This is a genomic window from Corynebacterium sp. 22-2729, assembly GCF_053479475.1.
The window spans coordinates 85,912-111,190 of record NZ_JBRBCA010000001.1; the positions used below are offsets into that span (position 1 = coordinate 85,912).

Below are 25,279 nucleotides of genomic sequence, written 5' to 3' on the forward strand. Positions count from 1 at the left end.
TTATTCTGCGCGGCCGCCGTACTGGACTGCGCCCAGGAAGGCATTGTCCTGGTTCACGGCGATCTGCTCATCGGTGGGGAGTTCAGTGGTGTCGGCCATTGCGCCAGCACCGAAGGTTGCGGCGCCGCCCAGAACCAGGCCTGCGACTGCGGAGGCGACCAGGGCGCCCAGGCCGCGACGGGTGGAGGCGGTTTCGTTAGCCATGTGATTTCCTGTTCCTAGTGGGACTGTTGTGGTTTTAGCGTACTAGCTTCTTGTTGATCGTACCCAATGAAACACGTCACAAACATTCGTTTGCGAAAACTAGTCCTCATCTTCAATGGGCGGGACAATCAAAACGGGGCGACCAGCGTTCTTAATGATGCTGTCCGACACGCTGGACTGCAGGAAAGACTTCCAACCGGAGAGGGCGCGAGTGCCCGTCACGATCAGATCCACGTCCAGTTCATCGGCTGCGTCAACAATGGCGCTCCAGATAGCTGTTCCGGACTCTACCAGAAAGGGTTCGGTAACAAAACCATGGGAGTTGGCCAACTCCACGCCCTCGTTACAGGTGTTGACGGCCTCAGCGTAAGCCGGATCATCATCCTCTGGATGCTCGCCGGTCTCGTTGGACCAGTCGTGCTGCATCATGCCGCTCATGCCCGCTGCACGTGCCGCCTGGCGGTGGATAGGCTCCCAGACCGTCAGGATGTAGGCGTTCTTCGCCGACAGGAAGCGCCCGGCGTGCTCCACAGCTCCGCGGGCCTCGGCGGAGCCGTCATAGGCGATGAGTACGGTATCGCCGCTCGCGTCAAAGGTTTTGTGCTGTGTTTGCTGCGCTTGTTCTGCCTGCTGTGCTTGTTCGGTCATGTTGCTCGCTCCTTGATATGCGCCCTTCGATTGGTGCGCTACACGTTGCGTTTGTTACTACGTTAATACTATGCCCCGTAGACATGTAGCCATTGGCGCCGTTGCGTGCGCTCTTCTTGTTGCCTCAAGCGCTTGTTCCTCTTCGACGCCCACTGACCAGCCCACCGCATCCTCGACCTCTGCCAGCACGTCCGCTGCCGCCTCTTCCGCGGACTCTCCGTCGACCAGCGGCAGTGCCGCCGAGGCGGAGAACCAAAAGGCTTGCACCCAGGTGGAGAACAAGGCCCCGAGGGACATGGCTGGCCGAATGCTGGCTGTGGGCGTCACTAGCTACGAATCCGCAGAACAAGCCATCGACGAAGGTGTGCGCCACCTCTTCATCGGCTCGCAGACTGATCGCTCAATCCTCAACGGCCAAGGTGATCCCGCGCGTAGCTTGGCAGCCCTGGAGAAGCGCGCGGGTGAACCACTCACGGTGAGTGTGGATGAGGAAGGCGGGCTGGTGCAACGCCTATCCGAGATTATCGGCGAACTGCCCAGCGCCAAGGAGATGGCGGAGACGATGAGTCCCGACCAAGTGCGCGACCTTATGGCCGAACATGGCAAAAAGATCCGCGACCTGGGCATTACCGTGGATTTCGCGCCAGTGGTGGACTTGGCTGGCGGGCAGAATGTCTCTGACAATGCGATCGGTTCCCGTTCCTTCAGTGCCGATCCGAAGATTGCCGCGGACTACGCACGGGCCTACTCGGAGGGGTTGCAGGAGGCCGGTGTGACTCCTGTCCTGAAGCACTTCCCAGGTCACGGTCATGCGACGGGGGATTCGCACATGGGTGCGGTGACCACTCCGCCCCTGGAGCAGATGCACGCTAACGACCTGCTACCTTTCCGGGAGCTGATCGACGTTGACGGAATGGCCGTCATGGTTGGCCATGTACAGGTTCCGGGACTCGGCGAGGGGCTGCCGTCGTCCGTGAACCCTGCCGCGTACAAGCTGCTGCGAGATGGCGGCTACGGGCCGCAGCATGACGCCGCAGGTTACAATGGCGTGATTTATACCGATGACCTGACCGGAATGAAAGCTGTGACGGATCGCTACCCCGGTCCCGAGGCAGCTGTTGCCGCGCTGGCAGCCGGTGCGGATGTGGCATTGGCGGCGGCGGGTGCGGTGGAGATCCCCGATGTGGTGGAAGCCATCCGCAAGGCGATTGACGATGGGCGGATTCCGGAAGAGCATGTGCGCGATTCTGTGAATCGCACGTGTAATCCGCGATAAAAGAATTCCCTGATCGGGGGCATTCACGATAGACTTACCTGCGTGAATTCTCAGGATCAGACGAGCAAAGGTCGCCCACACGGCCAGCACCGTGCGCAGGTGGGGGACGGGAACCGTCCCGTCAAGCCCCGCAAGCGGCGAGGCATTCCGTGGTGGGCTTGGTTCTTTATCGGCTTGATCGGTTTGGGGGGCATCCTCTACGGCGTAGATCTGGCCATGAGTGAAGGCAAGGTTCCCCGGGGCGTAACCGTCGGTGGCGTAGACATCAGTGGCGTGGATAAATCCCAGGCTGAACAGCGCCTACGTAACGACCTGGGGGAGCGTACCCGACAGCCGGTCACTGTTCTGGCGGGCAATATGAGTACCAAGCTTGAGCCCACACAGTCCGGCATGCAGGTGGATTGGGGTGCCACGGTGGATCAGGCAGGGCAGCAGCCGCTGAACCCTATTACGCGTATCCGCTCGTTCTTTGAGACCCGTGAGGTGGGCATTATCTCGAAGATTACGGACGAGAATCTCAACCGCTCCCTGAACCGCGTCGAAAGGGAACTAACCCGCGACCCACAGAATGCTGAGCTTTCCGTTAATACCGAGGGCAAAGCTGACATTAAGGAAGACAAGCCGGGGCAGACCGTGGATCGAGAGCTGCTAAGTTCCGAGGTGCGAGACAACTGGCTGAACACTGATGGTCGCGTGAACGTGGAGGCGACCATCACGCCGGCGGATGCTGATAAGGACGCAGCCGAGCGGGCAGCCAAGCAGTACGTGGTGCCCGCGACGGCGAAGAAGTTGGTGTTCCATGGCCGGGAAAAGGTCGATGGTGTAATCACCCCACAGAACTGGCATGACATTTTGACCTTCAAGGTGGAAGGCGGTGAGTTCATGCCGCAGTGGAATACCGAGAAGGTGCAGGAGATCCTAGGCGAACAGCTTTCCAGCACTGAGGTGGAATATCGGGACGCTAGCTTCGAGTTCCACGGCGACGATATCGAGGTGGTGCCGTCCAAGGATGGTGTGGCTATTCAGTGGAAGGAAACGCTTGGCGACTTCCAGGCCAAGGCTCTGGATAAGAAGAAGCGCGATCATCAGGTTCTCTACGAAGAGAAGAAGGCAAAGTACACCACCGCACAGGCCAAGAAGGCACACTTTGACGATGTCGTCGGCACCTTTACCACTGGTGGCTTCAGTGGTTCGTCGGGTACCAATATTCGCCGTGTAGCGGAGATGGTGGACGGCGCCATCGTTCTGCCGGGCGAGACATTCTCTCTGAACGGGCACACGGGGCCGCGTGGTACGGAGCAGGGCTTTGTGGAGTCCGGCATTATTATTGACGGTCACGCCGGCAAGGCTGTGGGCGGTGGCATTTCACAGTTTGCGACCACGCTGTATAACGCTTCTTACTTCGCGGGCATGGAAGACGTCGCCCATACCCCGCACTCGTATTACATTTCCCGCTATCCGGCTGGCCGAGAGGCCACGGTGTACGAGGGGGCGATCGACCTAAAGTTTAAGAACCCATTTGATACTCCTGTGCGCATTAGGACACGTGTGAGCGATAGCGACGTCACCGTGGAGCTGCGTGGTGTGAAGCAGGTGGATGTGGAATCCATCCCGGGTGAGCGGACAAATCCGACCTCGCCTAAGAAGATCGAGCTGGATGGCGACGAATGCTCGCCGTCTTCGGGTGCTCCGGGCTTTACCACTACCGATACACGCGTGGTAAAGGATTTGAAGGGTAAGGAACTATCCCGCGAAACCCAGCGCACGGTCTACGATCCCCAGCCGATCGTGAGCTGTAGGTAGTTGGCTACTGGCTCTAGGCCATTGGAAGCACGGGAGCACTAAGCCTTGTGTAGAGAGCAGTGAATGATGTCGTGCGGCAGGGCTCATACTGTGGCTTCCACGGCGGAAAGATGGCGCGGGCGAGCACAAGTAGGCCTTTAGTGCATGCGAAAAAGGGGCGGGAACGAATTTTCGTTCCCGCCCCTTCGGCTATTCAAAGCTTAGAGCGTTGAAGTTCTAGCAGGGCTTACTTGATGATGCCCTGGTGCTTCAGGTAGTTACCGACGCCGATAATAGCGCTGGCGATGGTGCCAGCGAAACCAGCAGCCAGGCCAGCCCACAGCAGAACGCCCCAACCGGTGAGGTCCTTGCCCTTGGAAGAACCAAAGATCTCAGCAGCGGAGTTCTCCTTGTCCTTACCCAGGGAGTCACCGATCTTGGAGCTGAGGGTGACGCTCTCCTTAGGGGTGTCGGTCTCAGCGCTTGCAACGGCGGTGCCGGTCAGAGCTACGGAAGAAGCGGTGGCCAGAGCCAGAGCAGCCTTGCGAATGTTCATGGAAGTTCCTTTTCCTATCTAAGTGGACGTGTGTTGGTTTCTGCTTAGCGGTTGATGCCGTAGCGCAGGAAGTTGTAGATCGGAGCAACAACCAGGCCGAAGACGCTGATTGCGGCGGTGGTGATGAGCAGGACGTCAGCAGCCTTGGCCCACGGTGCGAGGTTCTTGCTGGTCTCCTCGTTGTTCTTCCAGCTGTCGGAGCCGAAGATGTCCTGGCCCTTTGCCGGCTGATCCCACTTTAGGTTGTCCTTGGGGTCAACGCCCTTGCGGATCTTGTTGAGGGTGTTGTTGTCGGACAGGGTCACGGACTCACCGTTGTCCTGAGCAGAAGCAACGGAAACGCCGGAGATGGCGACGGTGGTAGCGGTAGCAACAGCCAGAGCTGCGTTGCGGAACTTACGCATCTGGATACCTTTCGTGTGTGGTAGAGAACGGTTTTGGCAGAAAGTAGATCCAGTCACTAGCCATAACGTCAGTGTCTCGATCATTTCCTGAACTTTCGCTGGGAACTCTACAGGAACTGCTAAGTGTCTGCACCTCTGGGGAAAGTGGGGGGAGGAGAAAGGGGGAGCGCAGTGGCTAAGCCACAGGTCTGCTTGCTAGTTTTTGACCTTGGTGTAGCTTGCAAAAATGCAGGCGGGTCGATGCGTTGACTTTGCTCGGTAAAATCCCCGATCCCGGCGTCAGGGGTGGGTAGGGCGGTAGGCGGGCTCGGTTGAAAAACTGGTGACGTAAAACGGCCAGAATCGAATGAGGAATCGTTACTTCAGGGAGGCTCTTAAAGAATGGTAAGCCGAAATCCTGAAAAGGTTTATACGGAACTTAACCCGGCGTTGGTAGTGCAGAATCTTACGTATTCTGTTCAAAAAGCACGCGGTCGGCAGGAGATACTTCATAACATTTCAGCCCCATTCCCCGCGAATAGATGGACTTCCATTATGGGGCCATCAGGGTCCGGAAAGACTACTCTGCTGCATAACCTGGCTGGTTTGGTTACTCCGGAGCGGGGACTTGTTCGTATGTATAAGGGCGCCACAAATCTTCCTGTACATGAGGATGCAAATCGTGGGCGCGCAGTAGAGATTTCTCGTTGTACTGAGCCTGAAAGGGCGAAGCTTCGCTGTAGTGAAGTGTCCGTGGTATTTCAGGACTTTAACCTCATCCCAGTCTTGAACGTCAGAGACAATATTAAGTTATCGCGTCGGCTGGGAGGCCTACGTAATCGGATGTCGAAGTCGGCGCCTGCTGCATCGAAGCCTGGTAAGCAAGGGTGGTTTGACTACGTTGTGCAAACTCTAGAAATTCAGGAGCTTTTGAAGCGCCTCCCTGACCAGCTTTCTGGCGGACAGCAGCAGCGAGTTGCCATCGCACGGAGCCTTTACGTTAACCCTGAGGTTTTACTTGCCGATGAACCAACAGGAAATCTCGACTCCGAAAATAGTGATCGAGTATTAGAATTGTTAAGGCTGGCGGTTGATGAGTTTGGGCAAACGGTCGTAATGGTTACTCACGATGAGCAAGCTGCCGATAGAGGAGATTTCGTTCTAAGGATGTCTGACGGCTTAATTCGTTCCGTCGCTACAACGTCAACTTTTACTTCGGTGCAAGGCTAGGCTTAGATTTTGTTTCGTATTGCATTGCATCAGCTCCTGCGACGTCCGCTGCGGTATATTTCGCTTTTTCTTGCGGTCGTTATCGCGGTCAGCCTTTCGGCGGCGACAGTTGGTCTTATTACGTCCATCAAGTCGTCGGTTGAGCAAACGTACCTAGCACCCTATGACAGCGCAAATATTGTTGCAAAGGTTGACGGTGCGAGCTCATCAGACATTGAATTGATTCGCTCCAAGGTAAGGGAACAGGGTGGCGAACTCACCTTTGATCGTCACCTTTCTGTTTTAGCTAAGGGGGCTCAAGCTACCGCATATGAGCCCATGCAGCTTCAAACGCTTCCTCGGGAAGAATCCCTATCTTGGCGGAAGGTATTTGAGGGGCGGCTCCCGCGTGGTTCCCATGAGGTTGCTATCAGTCAGAATCAAAGGGTTCCTGGCGCGATTAATCCGCTGAAGCTAAATGATGAAATTAGCCTTGGCTTCGAAGAAAATCAGAGCTCTGATACCGGGTCTAAGCTGGATTTTCGCAAGGCCAAGATTGTAGGAATTCTAGAGTCGGACGCCACGGGTCAGTTTTTCGGTATGCGTTCTGTTTACTCAGACGCTGCACTGGTTCAAGAGTTTGCCCCTTCAAATCAACCTCTTGAAGGAGAACTCCGGATTTCCGTGCCGAAGTCCACGGAACAAACAGGTATAGAAGCCTTAAAAAGTCTTAATCTCGAACACGTAGAGTTTTACAATTCCGCAGAATACGGACAGCAACAAGCAGACAAGTACGTAGGCGAAAGGCAGTATTACTTCATCCTGCTTGATGCATTTATGTTGGTTATCGCCATCGTTGCGGGCTTGGTCATTTTTAGTTCCTACCAGGTGATAACCGCTCAAAGAGTCAGAGAGTACGGACTTCTCCGTGCACTTGGTGCCGATGACCAGCGTATTCTTCGCTCCGCAGTTTATGAAGCGATAGCTCTCGCTATTGTGGCTTGTTTGGTAGCCGCGCCAATCGGGCAATGGCTCATCGACCTTTCCCGGGAACGGGCTTTTGATTTAGGAATCCAGCTCCCGCTGGAGGAGACTCCGGTGCCGGCCTGGATGTTGGGCTTGATTGCTGCTGGAGCTATCATAGTCACCCTCGCAGGGTGTATACCGAGCGTAAACAAGGTATTGAGACGTGAGACCATAAGCAGTCTGCGAAACGCGAATAATTCGGGGATAAGTTCCTCAACGGTTGTTCTGGGGTTTATCGCTGGTGTCGCTATTCTTCTGGTTTCTACATTCGGTATGCACTTCCTGGTCTCCGCTGCTCACGAGGGTGAGATTTCTCCGAAGCGGCTGGTTTTGGCGATTATTCTGGGGTCAGGGATAGTCCTTGGAAGCATGTGCATGTTGGCAACGTTGCTTCCTGTCATATACCGACGCTTGGGCAACCTTGTGCCGTCACTAGGGTTCAAAATCCCCATGCGCTACGCCGGCATGCAAGCATTGCGCTCCGCTGCGCTTATCATCATGATCCTCTGTAGCTCCGCGCTGGTAGGTGCCGTATTTACGGGTGAACAACGTATTTCTGAGCATTTGGAGACGAAAGCGGATTCTTTAGATACGCCAGATATCACCCTTTCGCCGTTGCAGGGGACTAGTCCCGATAACGTTGGTCAAAAGTTAGCTCAAAGCGAGGGTATCTCTGGCTATGTTAATACTTGGACGGTTGGCGCGAGCTCCACGGATGCCGTGGAAGGTGCAGAGCCTGCTCAAGCGGTATATCCGGAAGAGCTTGCTAAAGTAATTCCGGGGATTTCAGAAGAGATCTTGCGTGGCAGTATTTTGGTGGGAATTGATTCTTCGCTTCGAACGAGTTTCACGGAAAATGAAACCACTGCAATTAGGGTGAATGGGCAGGATACCTCCGTAACGGCAAGGTTTATTAATTCTGAAGTGTCCTACATAGATGCTAGATTGCTAGAGCAGAATGGGATTCGGTTCAAAGATGGAAAATCGAGTCTCATGCTAGCGTTTGAAAAAGAGAGTTCCACCGGTTCCTCTTCTACGGTGAAAACGGGTATCGGCTCGCTCAGCAAGGTCTTGTCCTCTGATAATGAAGAGTATGTAATTCGTCAAGGGTTCGTTGCAAAAGAAAACGTGAGAAATACAGCGGTTCGCCTAACTTCGATTTCTATTGTTCTAATTATAGTGAGTCTGATTATAACAATCACTGGGTGCCTAAACTCCATTGCCTTGGCTGTACGTGAGCGGGCGGAGGACTGGCGCCTTTTGTCGGCGGTTGGTTCGAGCAGGCTTCGGCTCCTGCGTTTCGGAGTGATGGAGCTCGCTTTGATTCTGATCCCAAGCGCCGTGGTCGGAGCTATTGTAGGATACCTGGCAGCGGTTCAGATCGTGCAGACCATTGGGGTACTGTAATAGGTGAAGACCTTTAGTATCAGGACTCCAAAGCTTGAGGAAAAATTTTAGTTGTTGGGTTGAACTGAGGCGATATTCGTGAATGGCGCTGACGTTCAACGCAACAGGTGAGTGCCCCTTTCTCAAGGAATGACCAAATACCTCGAATATCTCATTTTATCATCAGTAGGGTGTAGGTCATCCCTGCTGGGAAAAGACGATTCCTTAAGTAGTGAGAAGTGGTTAGTAGGTAGACGGCCTTCTTGAGGGAATGACCAATGATGAAAAAGAGTAGTCCTATAGCTGAAGGGCAACAGGCTACGGAGCAAATTCGACGGCGCCGGGATCGCGATATGCAGACGCTTCGTCCCGTAATTTTGCTTGACGTAGTACTCATAGTAATTGCTGTCGCGGTAGCACTATTGATTGCTCCGTATGTGATGAAGTGGGAGAGAGCGGACGCTCGTGTCCTATGGGCGGACAATTGGGTAGTAATACTTGTAGTATTTCCAGCTTTTATTACTTATATTTTGTGGCTTTGCCGTGGCTATGATTGGCATGTGCGGTTCGATGCCAATCGGATTCTCCCGATCTTGGCTAGATGTGCGGGCTATATGGCTCTCTTTGGTGGCGTGGCGGGAATTGGTTTCCGTTCCGATAAACTCGCGGTGATTGGCGTACTTTCTGGGCCTTTGGTTGCCTTGTTTGTCTATGCTGGCCGAAAACTTTCTGCTTCTAGGGCTCGAGCAATTCGTATTAATGATCCGTCTCGCCTTGCGATAGTGGGCGCTTCGAGAGATATCGAACGGATTCTTAAAGGGAATTTTCACAGGCGTTTTCCGCTTCATCGTGTAGAGATCTTGCTGGTAACAGATGGCAAGGAGAATTTAGATGATCATCATTTTGCGGGTATTGGAATAGTCGACCTCGGAGCGACGGAAGATATTGCAGAGGCAGTGTCTCAATATCGCTGTGAGTCTGTCCTAGTCGCTACTGTTACTGATTTTGATGATAAAGAGCTGCGAAAGCTTGTCTGGAGTGTACGAGATCTCAGCGTTCGTCTCTACCTTGAGCCGATGTTGGGAGGTATCTCCGGAACTCGAGTTTCGGTTGAAAATCTTGGTACCCGTTCAGAATTGCAATTGGAAGGGCCTCGGTTTCGAGGTGCAAATGGAATTCAGAAACGCTTTATCGATATTTTAGTATCTTCTCTGGTTCTGATTGGAATGTCCCCTATTTTCGTACTTGTAGCGATTGCTATTAAATTGGAAGATGGGGGGCCAGTCTTCTATAAGAGCGAGCGCATCGGCAGGTACGGTAACCCGTTTAAGATGTGGAAATTTCGAAGTATGTACGTTGATGCAGACTCTAAAGTAGAGGAACTCGCTAAGGAAAACAACATAGATCTGTTTCTCTTCAAGATGAAGGATGATCCTAGAGTTACTCGTGTTGGCCGGTTTATTCGTAAGACTTCGATAGATGAGTTTCCGCAGTTTATCAACTCATTGAACGGGACCATGAGTATTGTCGGTCCGCGTCCGCCCCTGCGCCGAGAGGTCGAGCGTTATTCGTCTGATATGCGTATGCGGTTGGAAGTCAAGCCTGGAATCACGGGTCTCTGGCAGGTAAATGGCCGTTCTGATCTTAGTGCGGAAGAAGCAGAGAACCTGGATCTCTATTATGCTGACAACTGGTCGGTTGGGTTGGATATAGCGACATTCTTCCGAACCTTTATAGCTGTATTGGCTTCCCGAGGAGCGTATTAAAATGAGTCACGAGCTGAAAATACTTCATGTAACTGAGTGTTATGCGGGAGGCGTTCGAACGGCGGTTAATGGGTATGCATCCCTAGATCTGCCCGTAGAGAATCACATCATACAGTCCGCTCGACGTCATCCTCAGAAGGTGTCTGCGCCGGATAGTGAAAAGTTTGTCACAATCTCTAATCTTCCCGAATCCCACCTAGGAGCTGTTTGTGCGGTCATCCGAGTAGTGAAGGAAGTCCGCCCAGATGTGATTCACGCACATTCGAGTTTCGGCGGTGTTTATGGTCGCCTCGCGGGGCTCATAACCAGAACTCCGGTTGTATACACGCCCCACGGTCTATCTTTTGAGCGACGAGATATTTCTAAGGGGAAGAGGCGCATCTTTCGAATTATTGAAAGGCTGTTTGCGCCGCTATCAACCGTGCAAGCTGGATGCGCTACCTATGAAACGGAACTCTTGGCAGGTCTGTCTAAGACCTCTTTGGTAAGAGTGATCCCAAACGCCATTATCGGCAGTGAGTTCACTAGCTCCCACGCTTCTGAAGTGCACGCGAAGGTCGATGAAAAGAAGATAACGTTTATTGGCCGCATTACAGAGGCGAGACATCCCGAAATGGCTATGGAAATTGCCGCTCTCCTGAAACCGCATGACATAGCTGTTCAGTGGATTGGAGACGGAGACCCAGAGTCTAAGAAGGCACTGCTTGAGGCTGGTGTTGATGTGACGGGATGGCTGGCGAAAGACGAGATGCAACAGGCGTTGCAGGGCGTCGATGTTGCCATTCATACGGCACGTTGGGATGGGTTTCCAATGGTGATTCTGGAAATGCTGGCGGCTGGTATTCCGCTATTGGTCGAAAACATTAGTGCGCTGCAGGAATGCCCAGCTGAGGTCAGGTTCGACACAGCCGAGCAGGCAGTGCAAAAGATCCTCCAAATATTGGAAGGCGACTTTAACGTTGATTGGTCAGCTGTGAAGGATCTTTATAATGAGGAATCGCAGGCGCGTAGTCTGTTGGAATGCTACCGACTGGCAGCAAATAAGGGTTAGAGTCGCGACATGTCGAAAAAAGCTAAACATAGGCTTGATTCCAGCGATAGCTGGGTGAGAAAGCTCTGCAGAGTTCTTGTTGGCGATAGGCTGCTCTCAACACCATGGGCGTTAGTGTTGATTGTGCTAGGGGCTGGAGTGGCTTCGTTGATTTCGATCAACAGGGCAAAGCTACTTCCTGATCAGTTTGAGTCTGATGCCAAACTTATCTTGAAGTTCGCCCGCAATGAGACGGATGAAGGTGGATCGTTTCGTACGATTGCCAACTTGTATCAGAGTCTCCACCTGGTGGATCAGCCAACGCTCGCGGGGCTCTTTGGCGTGTTCTTGGCTGCTTGTTTGGCTGCATTGATCGTATATCGAGTAGGAGGAATCCGCTGCAACGTTGTAGCTATCACGGTGCTCCTTCTATATTTGGTTTTTAGCGGAGTTTTCTTCGGGACGTACACCAAAGAAGTTATTGTGCTGATGGCGCTGATTGTGGCTGCGTCGTTAGCATCTCAATGGGGGACTGACCTTGTTCTCGTTGGAGTCTTAGCGCTGGTAGGCGCGTCTTTCCGACCTTATTGGGCGTTTATTGCGGCAATATACCTGGTGGTGAGGTTTGTTCCCCTTAAGTTCAAGCGGATTCGGTTCATCATACCGATGATGATTCTGTTTAACATCGGAAGCTCTTTGGTAATTTGGTTTACGCTCAACAAGCCCGCTGACTTCTTCCGGAGCTCTGTAAATGAACCGAGAGTGCACACTGGAGAGGCGAACACCATCATTGTTCGCTTCATCTCGGATCTAGCAGAACCCGTTGGAGGTGTTGTTAACAACCTCCTAACAATGTTTAGCTTGATGGTGCCTGTCCCGCTGCTAGGAAGAGGCGGGCTTTATTACGTATTCATTGTCCTGGTTTTTGTTCTAATCTGGGTGGCCTTTGTCTTGGCCGTCAGAAGTAGGCCGGATCGTGAACAGGTTCTTGCATCCCGCGGAGTTGCTTTGTTCGCCAGCTTTGCAGTGGTACAAGGGCTTTTTGAGCCAGATTACGGCAGCGCTTTGCGCCACCTCTGCCCATTGATTCCTTTCATCTTCTTGATTTGGCAACCGGTGCTCAGCAAGAATGACAGCGAAAATGAATCTGGCGAGGTAGAAGACAAAAATAACGAAGACGAATCATCAGCTAGGGAAGGCGAGGCGGAGCGTACAGACAGTAACTCGGTCTTGAGCCTTACTCCTTTGGAGGAAAGAACGTCGGATACTTAGCTAAAGAGATTCCCGGGATGCTCCACCGCTTATCGATTATGGAGTCTCTTGCAAATGCGCATGGTCGCTACGGATGAATGGATACAGTCAATTGAAAATCGCAGCTTACCTCACGCGGTATAGGAGCAACCTTATATCAGTCTTTTGGTCTCTCGCCGGCCAAGGTTTGAATTTCTTTGCAATGTTGCTTCCCGTGCTGCTAAAGAGCGGCGAACAACTTGCGTATCTACTACTTCCTCTTTCGGCTGCTGCGATCCTAAGAATTGTATTCACAGCAGCATTCCATGTGCGTTATCTAACCATTGGGGCGGAAGACAGAATCGTTGCACGAAATCTGGCAAGCTTTGGGTTGACCGCTTTTTTCTTTCTGACGCTGCTTTGTGCTTTGGCTATGGCATCCATGAACGTTGATGCTGCCTTAGTGATCGCTAGCGTAGCATTGCTCACCTACTGCATTGGGTTCTATTTTGTCGCTGTAACTGTCCTGATATTCGAAAAGGAGAAGCAGACGTATGGCACAGGACGGCTTATTTTTGGTGTCCTGAACTTTGGATCGACTCTAGCGATGATTTGTCTTTTCGATTACGTCTTTGGCTTGGTTTTAGCCACAGCTTTGACAAACATCGTTGTAGCAGTGTGGATGCTCCACAAGAGCTCTCTTGGATTGCAAGAACTCTTCAGTATTAATTGGCGGATTGTTTTTTCCCGAAGAGCGGGGGCGTACCTGATCGCCAGTAAATCTGTAATCAGCTCAAGCTTGATCTCTGATTTGGGTTATCAAGTTCAGGGGTTGTTGACACCGCTCATGGGGCCGCATAAGGAGCTCTGGGCTATTGTCGTGAGACTCTCTGGCGGTTTCGGAACATTGGGGCAGCAGATCCTCGCTCCGCTCTTTGAGATGAGAATTTCTGAGGTTTCACGGGAGAAACGCGCAGATCAAGCAAGGAAACTCTCGGTTGCCGCTCAGCTGGTTGGTGCGGGATTTGGCCTGGTTGTGGCCATTGCCTTGGCGCTTATCCTGGTGTTCCTGTACCCGGAAATGGTTACCGGTAATTCATGGCTGGTATGGATTTGTTTTGCCTACTGCTGGCTATTGTTAGCGTCGTCGCTGACAATGAAAGTGCCATATCTGCTAGGGAATGACCGCCATATGCTCTATTGGTCGATCCTGCGGCTCGTGCTTACTATCCCGCTTTTCGTATTCAGCGGTTCACTGCTATTGATCATTTTGGTGGCGGTTCAAGCTTTGGTTTCCTTGTACCTGATTTACATCACTGTACAGAAACCAAACTTTCACTCGGCTGCCGTTTAGCTAGCTATTGCAGTCCCCATCGGTAACTTCAGTTCCGCGGATCTTTTTGGCCAAGTCTTCCCAACTCAGACCAGTTTGTACTTGATGAGTCGCACTTGCGGAGAGTTTGTCGTAGGTATCGCGATCCATCGCCTTGAGTAGGGCTTGAGCGAAGGAATCCGAGGTTGTTTCCTCGGAAACGATACCGAACCCTTGAACTTGATCCGGCAGTGCACCTTGTGGCGTCACCACACAGGGAACGGCGTGGGCCAGAGCAAGGCTCACCGGACCCGATTGGCTGGCCTCAATGTACGGCAGGGCAAGAATATCCAGTCCGTCAATAATTTCGTCGACTTCGTCTTCCGGAATCCACCGAATATCCCAAATTGCTTGGTGACCGTTGGCGCCGTTGCGGCTATCTTCTGCGGGGCCGTTGCCAATGATATGAATCTCAAAGGATGGGGTATTTGGTCTGCTTCGGAGTAGCTTCGCCGCTTCAAGCAGTAGATCTATACCCTTGTAAGGCTGCAGTCTTCCAAACAATCCAATCTTAATTGGACGGTTATCGGGCAAACTCTTGGCAGTAATGTGGTTGCCATTGCCTGCGCCGAAAGGAGGGTGGCTACCTAAAATAATGGGCTTATCGGTCTGTGGCGAGAGGACATCTCGGACGGCCGTAGAGAAAACTGCAATTTCATTGGCTCGCCAAAGCTCGAGCTTTCTTCCTATCCTCTGCACCATAGACGACTCACCTGGATGGTGAGTTCCATCATGGATGCAGCTGATGTATTTAACGTTGCGCGGAAGCAGTAGCGGTACAGCAAGAGATTGGTAGACGCTTTCCATTACTCCGACGACCTTCCGAACACCGTTTCTCTTGATCCATCGACGAAGGCGAACAGAGTTAAAGAGTAATCGCGGGAGATTTAAGATAACTCCGATTTTGGTGTGGTACGTAGGAACCTCGAACGCGGGGATTGTGAGTTGAGCAAACCTAGAGGCGATCTCAGCATCCGGGTTGTAGGAAATGTTGGTTCTCGCCGAGGAATTCTCTCGCGTGCTGCCGACCGTGCCGACCATGTCGCCTCTTACGAGTTCAAACAGGAACCGTGGGCCGCCGCCAGTTTTTCCCCAATGCACCCAAAGGGTTGGCTGATCGAAGTCGGTATCGGTGCAGGAGGGTCTGCTAGAAGATGGCATGTGGTCATTGTAACTTGCTACCTAGCGTTTTCGAGTCGATCTACGTAACGGGAATAGGGTCGTTAGACTGAATACGTGTTACTTTCAGATCGAGATATTCGAGTTGCCCTGGATAGCGGCCAGCTGGTCGTTGAACCACACGACGACGCCATGGTTCAACCTTCAAGTATTGATGTTCGCCTCGATGGGCTCTTTCGCGTGTTCAATAACTCCAAATACACGCATATCGACCCTAAGCTGCCGCAGGAAGAACTCACAACGCTTGTTGAAGTGCCAGAAGATGAAGCATTCGTCTTGCACCCGGGGGAGTTCGTCCTGGGGGCTACGCTCGAGCGCTTTGCGATTCCGCCGAACCTCGCGGGCAGGTTAGAAGGCAAGAGTTCACTGGGGCGCTTGGGGCTCCTGACTCACTCCACAGCCGGATTTATCGACCCGGGTTTTAACGGGCACATCACTCTGGAGCTTTCGAATACGGCAAATCTGCCAATCGTTTTGTACCCCGGTATGAAAGTAGGGCAGCTTGCGCTCTTTGAGCTGACGACCCCTGCAGAGTCGCCATATGGCACGTCGACGCTAGGAAGTAAGTACCAAGGCCAACGAGGGCCAACTCCTTCGAAGGCGTACCTGAATTTCCGTGATTAAAAAGGGCTAGAATGCGCCCGGCTCTCTTGTTAAGGGCAAATCAAAAATAACTTTAACGTTACCTCTCGTTTACTTGCCCACTGTAGCGTCGTTCGACATGCGAATGACAGTTTTTGGTACCGGTTACCTTGGAGCAACTCACGCAGCATGCATGGCCGAGCTCGGACATGAGGTATTGGGCGTGGACATCGACGAAGCGAAAATTACGGCGCTTTCTGAAGGACGCGTACCATTCTTCGAACCCGGTTTGCCGGAACTACTGAAGAAGAATATTGATAACGGGCGGCTGTCATTTACCACCGATTACAGTGAAGCTGCCGGGTTCGGCAACGTTCATTTCATCGGTGTGGGGACGCCACAGCGCAAGGGATCTTATGCCGCGGATACGCGATACGTTGAAGCGGTGGTCAATGATCTTGTGCCATTGTTGAATGGCGAACACTTAATACTTGGAAAATCAACAGTTCCAGTTGGCACCGCTGTGCGGATGCAAAAGTACGCCGATCGGATCACTTCTATTCGAGGTGAAGCCCAGGTAGAAATAGCCTGGAACCCGGAATTTCTCCGGGAAGGACATGCGGTAAAAGACACATTGTCACCCGATCGAATTGTGCTTGGCGTGAGGGCGGAAGATAGTCGCGCAGAGAGCATCGTGCGTGAGGTTTATGAAAAGCCGCTCTCCGAGGGAGCTCCTTTCCTTGTGATGGATCTGCCCACCTCGGAGCTTGTGAAGGTCAGTGCCAATGCATTCCTGGCCACCAAGATCTCCTTCATTAATGCCGTCAGTGAGGTTTGTGAGGCAACGGGAGCCGATGTAACTGCGCTTGCAGATGCCATTGGAATGGATGATCGCATTGGACGAAAGTTCCTGGGAGCTGGCCTCGGGTTCGGTGGCGGTTGCCTTCCCAAGGATATTCGGGCGTTTATGGCACGGGCTGGCGAGCTGGGTGCAGATCAAGCACTCACATTCCTTCGCGAAGTGGACGCGATCAATATGAGGCGTCGCGAAAAGACTGTGGAAATGGCTCGCCAGTCCCTGGGCGGCTCGTTGATCGGCAGGAACGTGACTGTACTGGGCGCTGCATTCAAACCCAATAGTGATGATGTGCGGGACTCGCCAGCATTGAGCGTGGCGGGTGCGCTAAACCTCGCGGGTGCGGCCGTGACGGTCTACGACCCGGAGGCAATGGAGAATGCGGCGCGGGTGTTCCCTACGCTGAGCTACGCTGCGAATCTGGAACAAGCACTTGCAGGTGCTGAGCTGGTCATTCTTGCTACCGAATGGAAGCAGTTCCAAGATTTAGATCCAGAAGCGACCAAGCAATTGGTAACTGTTGAGTCGGTAGGCCGAGAGCAAACGATGCTGGGGATGAACAAGGACGTTCAACCGGTGATCATTGACGGCCGTAACTGTCTTTCCCGTTCTGCGTGGGAAAACGCAGGGTGGCGCTTCCTTGCCCTGGGGCGGGGATAGGCATCGCACAAGGGAGGTTGGTTTAGGCCTTGGTAGAGTTTTGGGGAGCTCTTCATCTTTGGCGTAGCCGCTGGGGGTGCCTGCAAACCGTTTCCATCCGTCGTCCTTGAGGAAAACAATGAAGGTCTTAATTACCGGAGGAGCCGGCTTTATCGGTTCCACAATCGCAAGCTGTTGTGCGGATAATGGGATCACGCCAGTGATCCTGGATGACTATAGTCGCGGGCTGCGTGTGTTTGCCGCGCGTCATGATCACTATGAAGGTGATATCGCCGATGCACGGGTTATCGAGCAGATTTTCGCTGATCACCCGGACATTGAGGACGTCGTCCACTGTGCGGCGAAGATTGTCGTGCCGGAATCGGTAGCCAAGCCACTTGATTACTACGACAATAACGTCGGGAAGTCGATCGTTCTGTTGCGAGAGCTGGCTCGTCACGGTGTCAAGCGTTTTATTCTAAGCTCCACAGCATCCATGTACGGCTCTAGCGATGACTACATGGTCGAGGAGTCGGCGGCGATTGACCCGCAAAGCCCCTATGCAGCGTCTAAGGCGCTGTTTGAGCGCATCATGAGCGATTTCGCAGCCACGGGCCAAATGCAGTGTTTGGCGCTGCGTTACTTTAACCCTATTGGTGCTGATCCACAGATGCGCACAGGGCTGCAGGACCCTAATCCCACCCACGTGCTGGGCAAAATGATCGAAGCGCACAAGGCTAATGGAGAATTCACGGTCACCGGTGTGGACTGGCCTACCCGAGACGGATCCGGATTGCGGGACTATGTACACGTATGGGACCTGGCGAGGGCACACGTGGCTGCCCTTCAGCGTTTCGACGGAATCATGAGCGAAGCTGCGAAGGAGGCTGAATCCAATTCTGGTAGCCTGCTTAACGCAAACTACAACATCATCAATTTGGGAACTGGCACTGGAACTACCGTGTTCGAGCTCGTAGATGCTTTCGGAAAAGCAACAGGGCAGCCCCTGAAGTTCAAGACGGCCGAGGCCCGAATGGGAGACGTTGTTGGCAGCGCTACTTTGACTGGTAAGGCTGAGCGCCTTCTAGATTGGAAGGCTGAGTTGAGCATCGCCGACGGCGTACGAGATTCCCTCAAATGGTCGGAAAAGCTTCCTTCCGTCCTGGAAGAAGAATCCCAGACAGCTACTGCCGGTAACTAGCCAAGAAGTTACCCAAGCGCTCAATCGCAGCGCGCAGGTCACTGGCCCACGGCAGCGTCACCACACGGAAGTGATCCGGGGTCGGCCAGTTGAAGCCCGTACCCTGCACCAAATGGATCTTCTCGGAGCGTAGAAGATCGAACATGAACTTCTCGTCGTCGTGAATCTCGTGCACATTCGGATCCAGGCGCGGGAAAGCATATAGCGCGCCCATTGGCTTCACACAGCTCACACCCGGGATCTCATTCAAGGCTTCGAAGGCCGCATTACGCTGCTCCAACAGGCGGCCACCCGGCAGCACCAGATCGTCGATCGACTGGCGACCAGAAATCGCCACCTGGATCGCATGCTGCGCCGGCACGTTCGGGCATAGGCGCGTGCCAGCCAGGACATTCACGCCCTCGATAAAGCCCTTTGCATGCCCCTTCGGGCCCGTAATAACCATCCAGCCAGAGCGGTAGCCTGCCACGCGGTAGGCCTTGGAGAGACCGTTGTAGGTGATGCACAGCAGATCCGGGCACAGTGATGCGACGTTGATGTGCTGGGCGTCGTCATAAAGAATCTTGTCGTAAATCTCGTCGGCCAGAATCAACAGCGAATGCTCGCGGGCCACATCCACGATCTGCTGCAGGATCTCGCGAGAGTACACAGCACCCGTAGGGTTGTTCGGGTTGATAACCACAATGGCCTTCGTGCGCTCCGTGACCTTCGCCTTGATGTCCTCGATGGAGGGCATCCAATCGTTTTCCTCGTCGCACAGGTAGTGCACGGGGCGACCACCGGAAAGCGACGTGGAGGCAGTCCACAGTGGATAGTCGGGGGAGGGGATCAGAACCTCGTCACCATCGTTCAGCAGCGCCTGCATTGTCATGGTGATTAGTTCGGATACACCGTTGCCTAGGTAGACGTCTTCGACGTCGAACTGGGGGAAGCCGGGGATGACCTCGTAGCGGGAAACGATGGCGCGCCGGGCGCTGATGATGCCCTTCGACGTGGAGTAGCCCTGCGCCGTTGGCAGCGCGGCGATCATGTCGCGCATGATCACATCCGGCGCCTCGAAGCCAAACACCGCGGGGTTGCCCGTGTTGAGCTTCAGGATGCGGTGCCCGTCGGCCTCCATCCGCTCCGCCTCGGTGTTCACCGGGCCGCGGATTTCGTAGAGGACGTTTTGCAGCTTCGTCGATTGGTCCAACGTGCGCAGTTCGCTTGGGCGTTTGGGTCTACTCATTCTCCCCATTGTGCCATTGTGACTGCTGTTTTTATAGTTTTTTGACGACGCCACCCTGCGTATGCGCGACCGCGCGTATGTCTACCGGGGCGGCACACTACTCTTCGGCAACGCCTGCGTCGGAATCGCTGTCAGTGCCAGTGTCGCCGGCGCCGGTGTTGGGGGAGCTATTGCCGTTGCCCGTGCCACCACCTGTGTTACCGCCGACGGCACCTCCAACGCGGGGGCGGGGGCTTGAGCTATTGTTGCCGCGATTGCCTCTCGGAGAGGGGCGGTTGTCTCCGTCGCGGGACGGAGTAGAGGGTTTGGGGCTGGTAGATGGCTTCTCTGTTTCGGATTCCGTGGAAGTCGCTTCTGTCTGCTGCGGTTCCTGTGGTGTGTAGCCGTAGTCCTGGTACCCATTGCCGTAGCCCGATCCATAGCCGGATCCCGCGTCGGGGGTTGGCTTCGTATCGTCGTCATCGTACTTGCCGCTGGTAGTGGGCTTCGGGTACGAGGGTTTCAGCTGTTCGGTGTTGCTGATGCTGCCGGGAGTGCCCGTCTCCGTGGATCGCATGGAGGTGTAGGCGCCGATGGCAACAATGATTGTTGCGATCAGGCCGAGAGTAAGAACCCACGCCCAGAACGGCATGATCCCAAAGAACTTCCGAAAACCCGACTTTGGCTTTTCTTCTTCGGATTCCTCTTGAGGCTCAGGATTTTCCGTGGATTCAGTCTGCTTGCTGTTCGGAGCGTCTGCATCGTTAGTGTCGTTACTGCCGTTACCGTCGTTGCTGACTTTCATAACAGAGGTTTCCTCAGCGTCGCTTACAGACTTCCCCGAGGTGAGGGGAGCGTTCTTGTCAGTCGAATCAGCGTCAGTCATGGAAAACCTACCTCTATCTTTAGGCGTGAGGCCTCTCTATGAGAATTCATTCTAGGGCACCATACGCGTGCGGTACATTCCCGGGCTGGACGGGGGCCGATTGCCGCTGCTCCCGCTTCCGGGTGCTTGCCTTAAACTTGCGGCATGACCGACGCTTCCACTAGTAACTCGATCGATGCTTCCAGTGACGGTCTGATTGATTTCGACCAGTCTGCGGATGCCGTCGCCCCGTTGTTGTTGGGCGGCATTTTGCGTTTGGGACAGGTGGCCATTCGGATCACGGAAGTAGAGGCCTACCTTGGGGAAACCGATCCTGCATCGCACGCTTTTAAGGGGCCCACTCCGCGCTGCATGACGATGTTCGGTCCTTCGTCTCACTTGTATGTGTATGCGAGTTATGGCATTCACCGCGCCGGGAACTTAGTATGCAGTCCTGATGGACATGCGGGCGGAGTGCTTCTGCGTGGTGGGGAAGTCATCGATGGTTACGAGGTTGCGCGTCGGCGCCGGGGATCTAAGGTTCTCGACGCCGCGTTGGCCCGCGGTCCCGGAAACCTCGGCCAGGCGATGGGGTTCGACCTCGAGCTGAACGGGGCTGAAGTTCGGCAAGGCGAAACCTCTAATCCATCCCGTCTGCCTATCCTTCACTTTCAGCGCGCAACCGAATCCGTGGACTTCGTGGCGGGAAAGCGTATCGGCATCAGCAAGAATGTCGATGCACCGTTGCGCTTTTGGATCCCAGGAGATCCCACGGTCAGTACCCCACGAGGTCGCCCAAAGGTATAGCGCGTGGCACTTCACGGGTGATCCGGAGTAGTCCGAACCTCACAGACGCAAACAACCGCACCTGCTCTTGCTGAGCAGATGCGGTTGTTGTTACCGGGAAATTCTTCCCGGCTTCAGGCTTTAGGCCTTAGGCGTTGGGGGCTCCCGGAGCGCCTGGCGCACCTGGTGCACCTGGGACGGTTGGCGTGATCTTGATGACGCCACCTTCCGTCTTTGCCTGAGGCTGCTCCTGATCCTTAGCAGGAGCGCTGTCCTCGGCTGGCGCCTCTGGTGCAGCTTGTGCTTCCGGCTCTGCAGGTGCTTCCGGCTCAGCGGGAGTCTCTGTCTCGGCTGGAGCCTCAGGTTCTGCCGGCGCCTCGTTCGCTGCAGGAGCAGCCGGTGCCGCAGCAGTGGTCGGTGCTGGTGCACCTGGAGCGCCTGGCGCGCCAGGGGTCATCGCACCTAGCTTGATGACGCCACCTTCAGTGCTGGCTTCCGACTGTGCTGGTGCCGGAGCTGCTGGTGCCTGTGCTTGTGGAGCTTCGGCCTCAGCAGATGCGGTCTCGGTGTCTGCCTGGTTCTGCGCTGGTGCTGCTGGTGCCGATGGGGTCGCTGGCGCCGGAGCAGAGGGAGCTGCGGGAGCTCCTGGTGCCGCCGGTGCGGTTGCGCCGAGCTTGATCTTGCCATCAGAAGTCGTTTCAGCTGCTGCTGGCTCTTCCTTAGCAGGAGCGGACGGAGCTGCCGGAGCACCCGGTGCAGTAGGTGCGCCCGGAGCAGATGGTGCGCCAGCGGATGGAGCTGCCGGAGCACCTGGAGCGCCCGGAGCAGATGGTGCAGAAGGAGCGCCCGCGGACGGAGCTGCCGGAGCACCTGGAGCGGACGGAGCACCAGCGGACGGAGCCTTTGGAGCGCCCGGTGCAGCAGGAGCGCCCGGTGCAGCCGGAGCACCTGGAGCGGACGGAGCAGCCGGAGCGCCAGCGGACGGAGCGCCCGGTGCAGCCGGAGCGTCAGCGGACGGAGCCTTTGGAGCACCCGGTGCAGCAGGAGCACTCGGTGCTGCAGCAGCGGCACCAGCGGCGGCGGCTCCAGCAGCGGCGGCGCCACCAGCAGCTTCCTTCTTCTTCTTAGCTTCTTCAGCCTTGCGCTTCTTTTCCTCGGCAGCCTTCTTCTTGGCTTCTTCTTCGGCCTTGCGCTCAGCCTCTTCGCGGGCCAGCTTCTCTTCGTCTACCCAGCCACGCTCCGGCGCAACCAGGAATTCGGGAGACTTCGGAGCCGGCAGTTCGCCGTCGACCAGGATGGACTCGCGGAACATCTGTGAAATATCCAGAACCTGGGTGCGGTCCTGCTTGTTCTCGATCTCGGACTGACGGTTGTTTACGCCGTCCGTCATCATCGTCTTACAGAACGGGCAGCCGATGGCGATGGCATCCGAACCGGTTGCCAGAGCCTCGTCGGTACGGTTCAGGTTGATGCGCTCGCCCAGGTGCTCTTCCATCCACATGCGAGCACCGCCGGCACCACAGCAGAAGCCGGTATCGCGGTTGCGATCCATCTCCACCAGGTTGGCACCGGAAGCGCCGATCAGCTCACGTGGAGCCTCAAAGACCTTGTTGTGGCGGCCCAGGAAGCACGGATCGTGGTAGGTGACCTGACGGCCGTTCTGCGGCGCAGATACCGGCTCCAGGCGACCCTCGCGGATCAGCTTGTTTAGCAGCTGCGTGTGGTGAACAACCTGGTAGTTACCGCCCAGATCCGGGTACTCGTTGCGCAGGGTGTTGAAGCAGTGTGCACAGGTAACAACGATCTTGCGCTGCTTCGGCGGAACGCCGTCGAAAGCGTTGTCGAGCATTTCAATGTTCTGCTCTGCCAGCATCTGGAAGAGGAACTCATTGCCGGCACGGCGGGCGGAGTCACCAGTACAGCCTTCGCCCTCGCCCAGTACGGCGAACTTCACACCGGCTGTGTATAGCAGGTCGGCGACAGCGCGGGTGGTCTTTACTGCGTTGTCGTCGTAGACGCCCGCACAACCAACCCAGAACAGGTACTCGGTGTCGTCGAAGTTCTCGATGTCCTCGCCGAATACCGGTACCTCGATGCCATCTTCCTTGGCCTTCTGGATCCAGTCGGAGCGCTTGTTGTTGTTCTGTCCCCACGGGTTGCCCTTGGTTTCCAGGTTCTTGAACAGGCCACCCAGCTCGGTTGGGAAGTCGGACTCAACGAGTACCTGGTAACGGCGCATATCGACGATGTGGTCGATGTGCTCGATATCGACAGGGCACTGCTCCACGCAGGCGCCACAGTTGGTGCAGGACCACAGTACGTCGGGGTCGATAACACCCATCTCGCCCGCAGCTACCAGCTGCAGCAACGGCATGTCCGCGTGGGCGTCAACAGAAGGGGCATCCAGAACGGCAGTGGTAGCGCCATCGCCGGAGAACATGCCACCGCTGTGCTTCTCGTCTTTGCGGGTGGCCTTCAGGTACGGTGCGGACTCAATGGCGTGGTCACGCAGGTTGGTGACCAGCAGCTTCGGGCTTAGCGGCTTCGCGGTGTTCCACGCCGGGCACTGCTCCTGGCAGCGACCACACTCGGTACACGAGGTGAAGTCCATCCAGCCCTTCCAGGTGAAGTCGTCGATCTTGCCTACGCCGATCGAGTCTTCCTCTGGATCTGCATTTTCCATGGTCAGCATGCGACCACCGGAGGTCAGCGGCTTCGCGGCGCCCAGGGCGTTGCGGCCGTCAGCGTTCCGCTTCAGGAAGATGTTGAAGAACGCCATGAAGCGGTGCCATGCCACGCCCCACTTGACGTTCTGGCCAACGATGAACAGCCAGATCATGCCGGACAGCAACTTGATCAGCGCAAAGATGGAGACCAGTAGAGGAGACTCCGGCAGGATCTTGGCCAGCTGCATCGTAAAGAAGTCGGTGGCAGCGTGGCCGCCCTCGTAGCTCGCGAAGGTCGCGATCTTGGAGGCCTTTACGAAGATCATGCCCAGGCCTTCGATCAGCACAACGGCTTCGACGAAGTACGCTGCGCCGGAGTTGGAGCCGTAGAAGCGAGCCTTCTTATCCTTATCGCCGATGTTCTGGCGCACGATGATCAGCGCGATAATGCCGATGACAGTGCCAAGGCCCAGCAGCTCGTCGATGAAGTGGTATACACCCCAGCCGCCGATGATTGGCCAACCGCCCTCGGGATCGAAGATCTGGATGTAGGCCTCGAACCACACCATGGATCCCAGCAGGAATCCGACCATGACCAGCCAGTGAGCAATCGCTACTCCCGGCTTCTTAGCCATCTTGGTGTGGCCGACGATCTCCTTAATCAGGTTCATCAGTCGGCCGGCGGGATTGTCCGTCCTCTTCAGCGCCGGTTGGCCGAGGCGGATCGTGGTAAAGATCTGCGCCGCGCCACGGATGAAGAAAATCCAGGCGGGCAGTGAAAGCAGCGCGCCAATGATGCCCAGTGGAACGGTGATGTTCCATGGAATGTCATTGGAGGTCGCCTGCCCTGCTGCAAGCAGGTCCATGTTGTGCTCCTCGCAAGTCCTGTATGAGCCACGGTGACTCAGTCAAGTAGTTCACATCCGAGCTGGAATCGGAATATGTATGAACTAATTACTTGCTAGGTAGATTAACAATTGAACAGGGCTTTGGTGAAGTTTTCTCCGCTGGTCGCACCTATTTTTTTGGCAGTATTTTAGAAACGATGATGTTGCTTAAATATCCCGAGCTGCTGTGTTGTGCGCCACAGAAATGATCGCTTTCCGGGCTGCGCGCCCTGCCTTTGAACGTCGCAGATGGTATAGGCGGTCGCCGCTAGCGCTTTCGTGGAGGATGACTGTGGCTCCAATTTTCTTTAATTTCGACGCTTCGTCGACGATCCCCGGGCTTCCCTTATCCTTCTTGGCGAAGAAGATGTGTACTTCAGTGTCTAGCGCACGGTCTGCGATCGGGCTATCGGCTCTGAAGAGCTGTTTCAGTAGAGTTATGTCTTTAGCTTGGGGCGCCAGTAGCACAATGGTGCGCGGTGCGGTCGCTTCCTGGAGTGCGTCCAATAACTCGGGGATGCAAGACGATTCCGCTATGGCTGT

General features: G+C 54.9%; 22 protein-coding genes. 12 read left to right on the plus strand and 10 right to left on the minus strand.

Features of this window, described 5'->3' with window-relative positions; all coding sequences use genetic code 11:
• The 3 genes from ACUY2T_RS00360 to ACUY2T_RS00370 all read right to left on the minus strand — a co-directional run bounded on the left by ACUY2T_RS00360 (position 1) and on the right by ACUY2T_RS00370 (position 1,149).
• On the minus strand, positions 1–204 hold the full coding sequence (locus tag ACUY2T_RS00360) for a DUF2613 domain-containing protein (protein ID WP_448306868.1): 204 nt from the start codon (positions 202–204) through the stop codon (positions 1–3).
• Between the two features lie 99 nt (positions 205–303).
• Entirely contained in the window at positions 304–852 is a 549-nt protein-coding gene (locus ACUY2T_RS00365) for a universal stress protein (RefSeq protein WP_293790573.1), read from the minus strand.
• Positions 853–909: 57 nt separating this feature from the next.
• Positions 910–1,149, minus strand: a complete 240-nt coding sequence (locus tag ACUY2T_RS00370) for a hypothetical protein (protein WP_448306869.1) — start codon at positions 1,147–1,149, stop codon at positions 910–912.
• Here ACUY2T_RS00370 and ACUY2T_RS00375 point away from each other — a divergent pair.
• Positions 1,148–2,128 (plus strand): glycoside hydrolase family 3 N-terminal domain-containing protein, encoded by a 981-nt coding sequence (locus ACUY2T_RS00375; RefSeq protein WP_293790579.1) that lies wholly within the window; start codon positions 1,148–1,150, stop codon positions 2,126–2,128. The two genes, ACUY2T_RS00370 and ACUY2T_RS00375, sit on opposite strands and share 2 nt — an antisense overlap.
• Before the next feature lie 42 nt (positions 2,129–2,170).
• Entirely contained in the window at positions 2,171–3,931 is a 1,761-nt protein-coding gene (locus ACUY2T_RS00380) for a VanW family protein (protein WP_448306870.1), read from the plus strand.
• Between the two features lie 226 nt (positions 3,932–4,157).
• Here ACUY2T_RS00380 and ACUY2T_RS00385 read toward each other — a convergent pair whose 3' ends face one another.
• Positions 4,158–4,466: a hypothetical protein gene (locus ACUY2T_RS00385; protein ID WP_448306871.1), complete on the minus strand. Its 309-nt coding sequence runs from the start codon at positions 4,464–4,466 to the stop codon at positions 4,158–4,160.
• Between the two features lie 44 nt (positions 4,467–4,510).
• Entirely contained in the window at positions 4,511–4,870 is a 360-nt protein-coding gene (locus tag ACUY2T_RS00390; protein ID WP_448306872.1) for a hypothetical protein, read from the minus strand.
• A gap of 381 nt (positions 4,871–5,251) precedes the next feature.
• Between ACUY2T_RS00390 and ACUY2T_RS00395 the strand changes: the two genes are divergently transcribed.
• From ACUY2T_RS00395 to ACUY2T_RS00420, 6 genes are all read left to right on the plus strand, one after another.
• Complete coding sequence (locus ACUY2T_RS00395) at positions 5,252–6,079, plus strand: ABC transporter ATP-binding protein (protein ID WP_448306873.1); 828 nt, start codon at positions 5,252–5,254, stop codon at positions 6,077–6,079.
• Positions 6,080–6,088: 9 nt separating this feature from the next.
• Positions 6,089–8,491, plus strand: coding sequence for an ABC transporter permease (locus ACUY2T_RS00400; protein WP_448306874.1), 2,403 nt, complete (start codon positions 6,089–6,091; stop codon positions 8,489–8,491).
• Positions 8,492–8,748: 257 nt separating this feature from the next.
• Positions 8,749–10,236 (plus strand): sugar transferase, encoded by a 1,488-nt coding sequence (locus ACUY2T_RS00405; protein WP_448306875.1) that lies wholly within the window; start codon positions 8,749–8,751, stop codon positions 10,234–10,236.
• A 1-nt stretch (position 10,237) separates the two neighbouring features.
• On the plus strand, positions 10,238–11,287 hold the full coding sequence (locus ACUY2T_RS00410) for a glycosyltransferase (protein ID WP_448306876.1): 1,050 nt from the start codon (positions 10,238–10,240) through the stop codon (positions 11,285–11,287).
• 9 nt (positions 11,288–11,296) lie between these two features.
• Positions 11,297–12,538: a hypothetical protein gene (locus tag ACUY2T_RS00415; RefSeq protein WP_293790595.1), complete on the plus strand. Its 1,242-nt coding sequence runs from the start codon at positions 11,297–11,299 to the stop codon at positions 12,536–12,538.
• 181 nt (positions 12,539–12,719) lie between these two features.
• Positions 12,720–13,850: a hypothetical protein gene (locus ACUY2T_RS00420; RefSeq protein ID WP_448306877.1), complete on the plus strand. Its 1,131-nt coding sequence runs from the start codon at positions 12,720–12,722 to the stop codon at positions 13,848–13,850.
• On the opposite strand, the gene ACUY2T_RS00425 is transcribed toward ACUY2T_RS00420, so the two are convergent.
• Positions 13,851–15,029, minus strand: a complete 1,179-nt coding sequence (locus tag ACUY2T_RS00425; protein ID WP_448306878.1) for a glycosyltransferase family 4 protein — start codon at positions 15,027–15,029, stop codon at positions 13,851–13,853.
• A gap of 75 nt (positions 15,030–15,104) precedes the next feature.
• Between ACUY2T_RS00425 and dcd the strand changes: the two genes are divergently transcribed.
• The 3 genes from dcd to galE all read left to right on the plus strand — a co-directional run bounded on the left by dcd (position 15,105) and on the right by galE (position 18,325).
• Positions 15,105–15,671 carry a dCTP deaminase gene (gene dcd, locus ACUY2T_RS00430; protein WP_293790601.1) on the plus strand — a complete coding sequence of 189 codons (567 nt, stop codon included), beginning with the start codon at positions 15,105–15,107 and terminating at the stop codon, positions 15,669–15,671.
• Between the two features lie 97 nt (positions 15,672–15,768).
• Positions 15,769–17,145 (plus strand): UDP-glucose dehydrogenase family protein, encoded by a 1,377-nt coding sequence (locus ACUY2T_RS00435; RefSeq protein WP_448306879.1) that lies wholly within the window; start codon positions 15,769–15,771, stop codon positions 17,143–17,145.
• A gap of 118 nt (positions 17,146–17,263) precedes the next feature.
• On the plus strand, positions 17,264–18,325 hold the full coding sequence (gene galE, locus ACUY2T_RS00440) for a UDP-glucose 4-epimerase GalE (RefSeq protein WP_448306880.1): 1,062 nt from the start codon (positions 17,264–17,266) through the stop codon (positions 18,323–18,325).
• Here galE and ACUY2T_RS00445 read toward each other — a convergent pair.
• A complete protein-coding gene (locus ACUY2T_RS00445; RefSeq protein ID WP_448306881.1) occupies positions 18,309–19,562 on the minus strand; it encodes a pyridoxal phosphate-dependent aminotransferase in 1,254 nt (417 codons plus the stop codon). The two genes, galE and ACUY2T_RS00445, sit on opposite strands and share 17 nt — an antisense overlap.
• Before the next feature lie 88 nt (positions 19,563–19,650).
• Positions 19,651–20,418 carry a hypothetical protein gene (locus ACUY2T_RS00450; RefSeq protein WP_448306882.1) on the minus strand — a complete coding sequence of 256 codons (768 nt, stop codon included), beginning with the start codon at positions 20,416–20,418 and terminating at the stop codon, positions 19,651–19,653.
• A gap of 144 nt (positions 20,419–20,562) precedes the next feature.
• Here ACUY2T_RS00450 and ACUY2T_RS00455 point away from each other — a divergent pair, with 144 nt between their 5' ends.
• The gene (locus ACUY2T_RS00455; protein WP_448306883.1) at positions 20,563–21,204 is read left to right on the plus strand and encodes a DNA-3-methyladenine glycosylase; all 642 of its coding nucleotides are present in this window, start codon (positions 20,563–20,565) and stop codon (positions 21,202–21,204) included.
• Between the two features lie 127 nt (positions 21,205–21,331).
• Here ACUY2T_RS00455 and ACUY2T_RS00460 read toward each other — a convergent pair whose 3' ends face one another.
• On the minus strand, positions 21,332–24,715 hold the full coding sequence (locus ACUY2T_RS00460) for a (Fe-S)-binding protein (RefSeq protein ID WP_448306884.1): 3,384 nt from the start codon (positions 24,713–24,715) through the stop codon (positions 21,332–21,334).
• A gap of 189 nt (positions 24,716–24,904) precedes the next feature.
• Entirely contained in the window at positions 24,905–25,243 is a 339-nt protein-coding gene (locus ACUY2T_RS00465) for a hypothetical protein (RefSeq protein WP_293790612.1), read from the minus strand.
• Positions 25,244–25,279 lie beyond the last annotated feature (36 nt).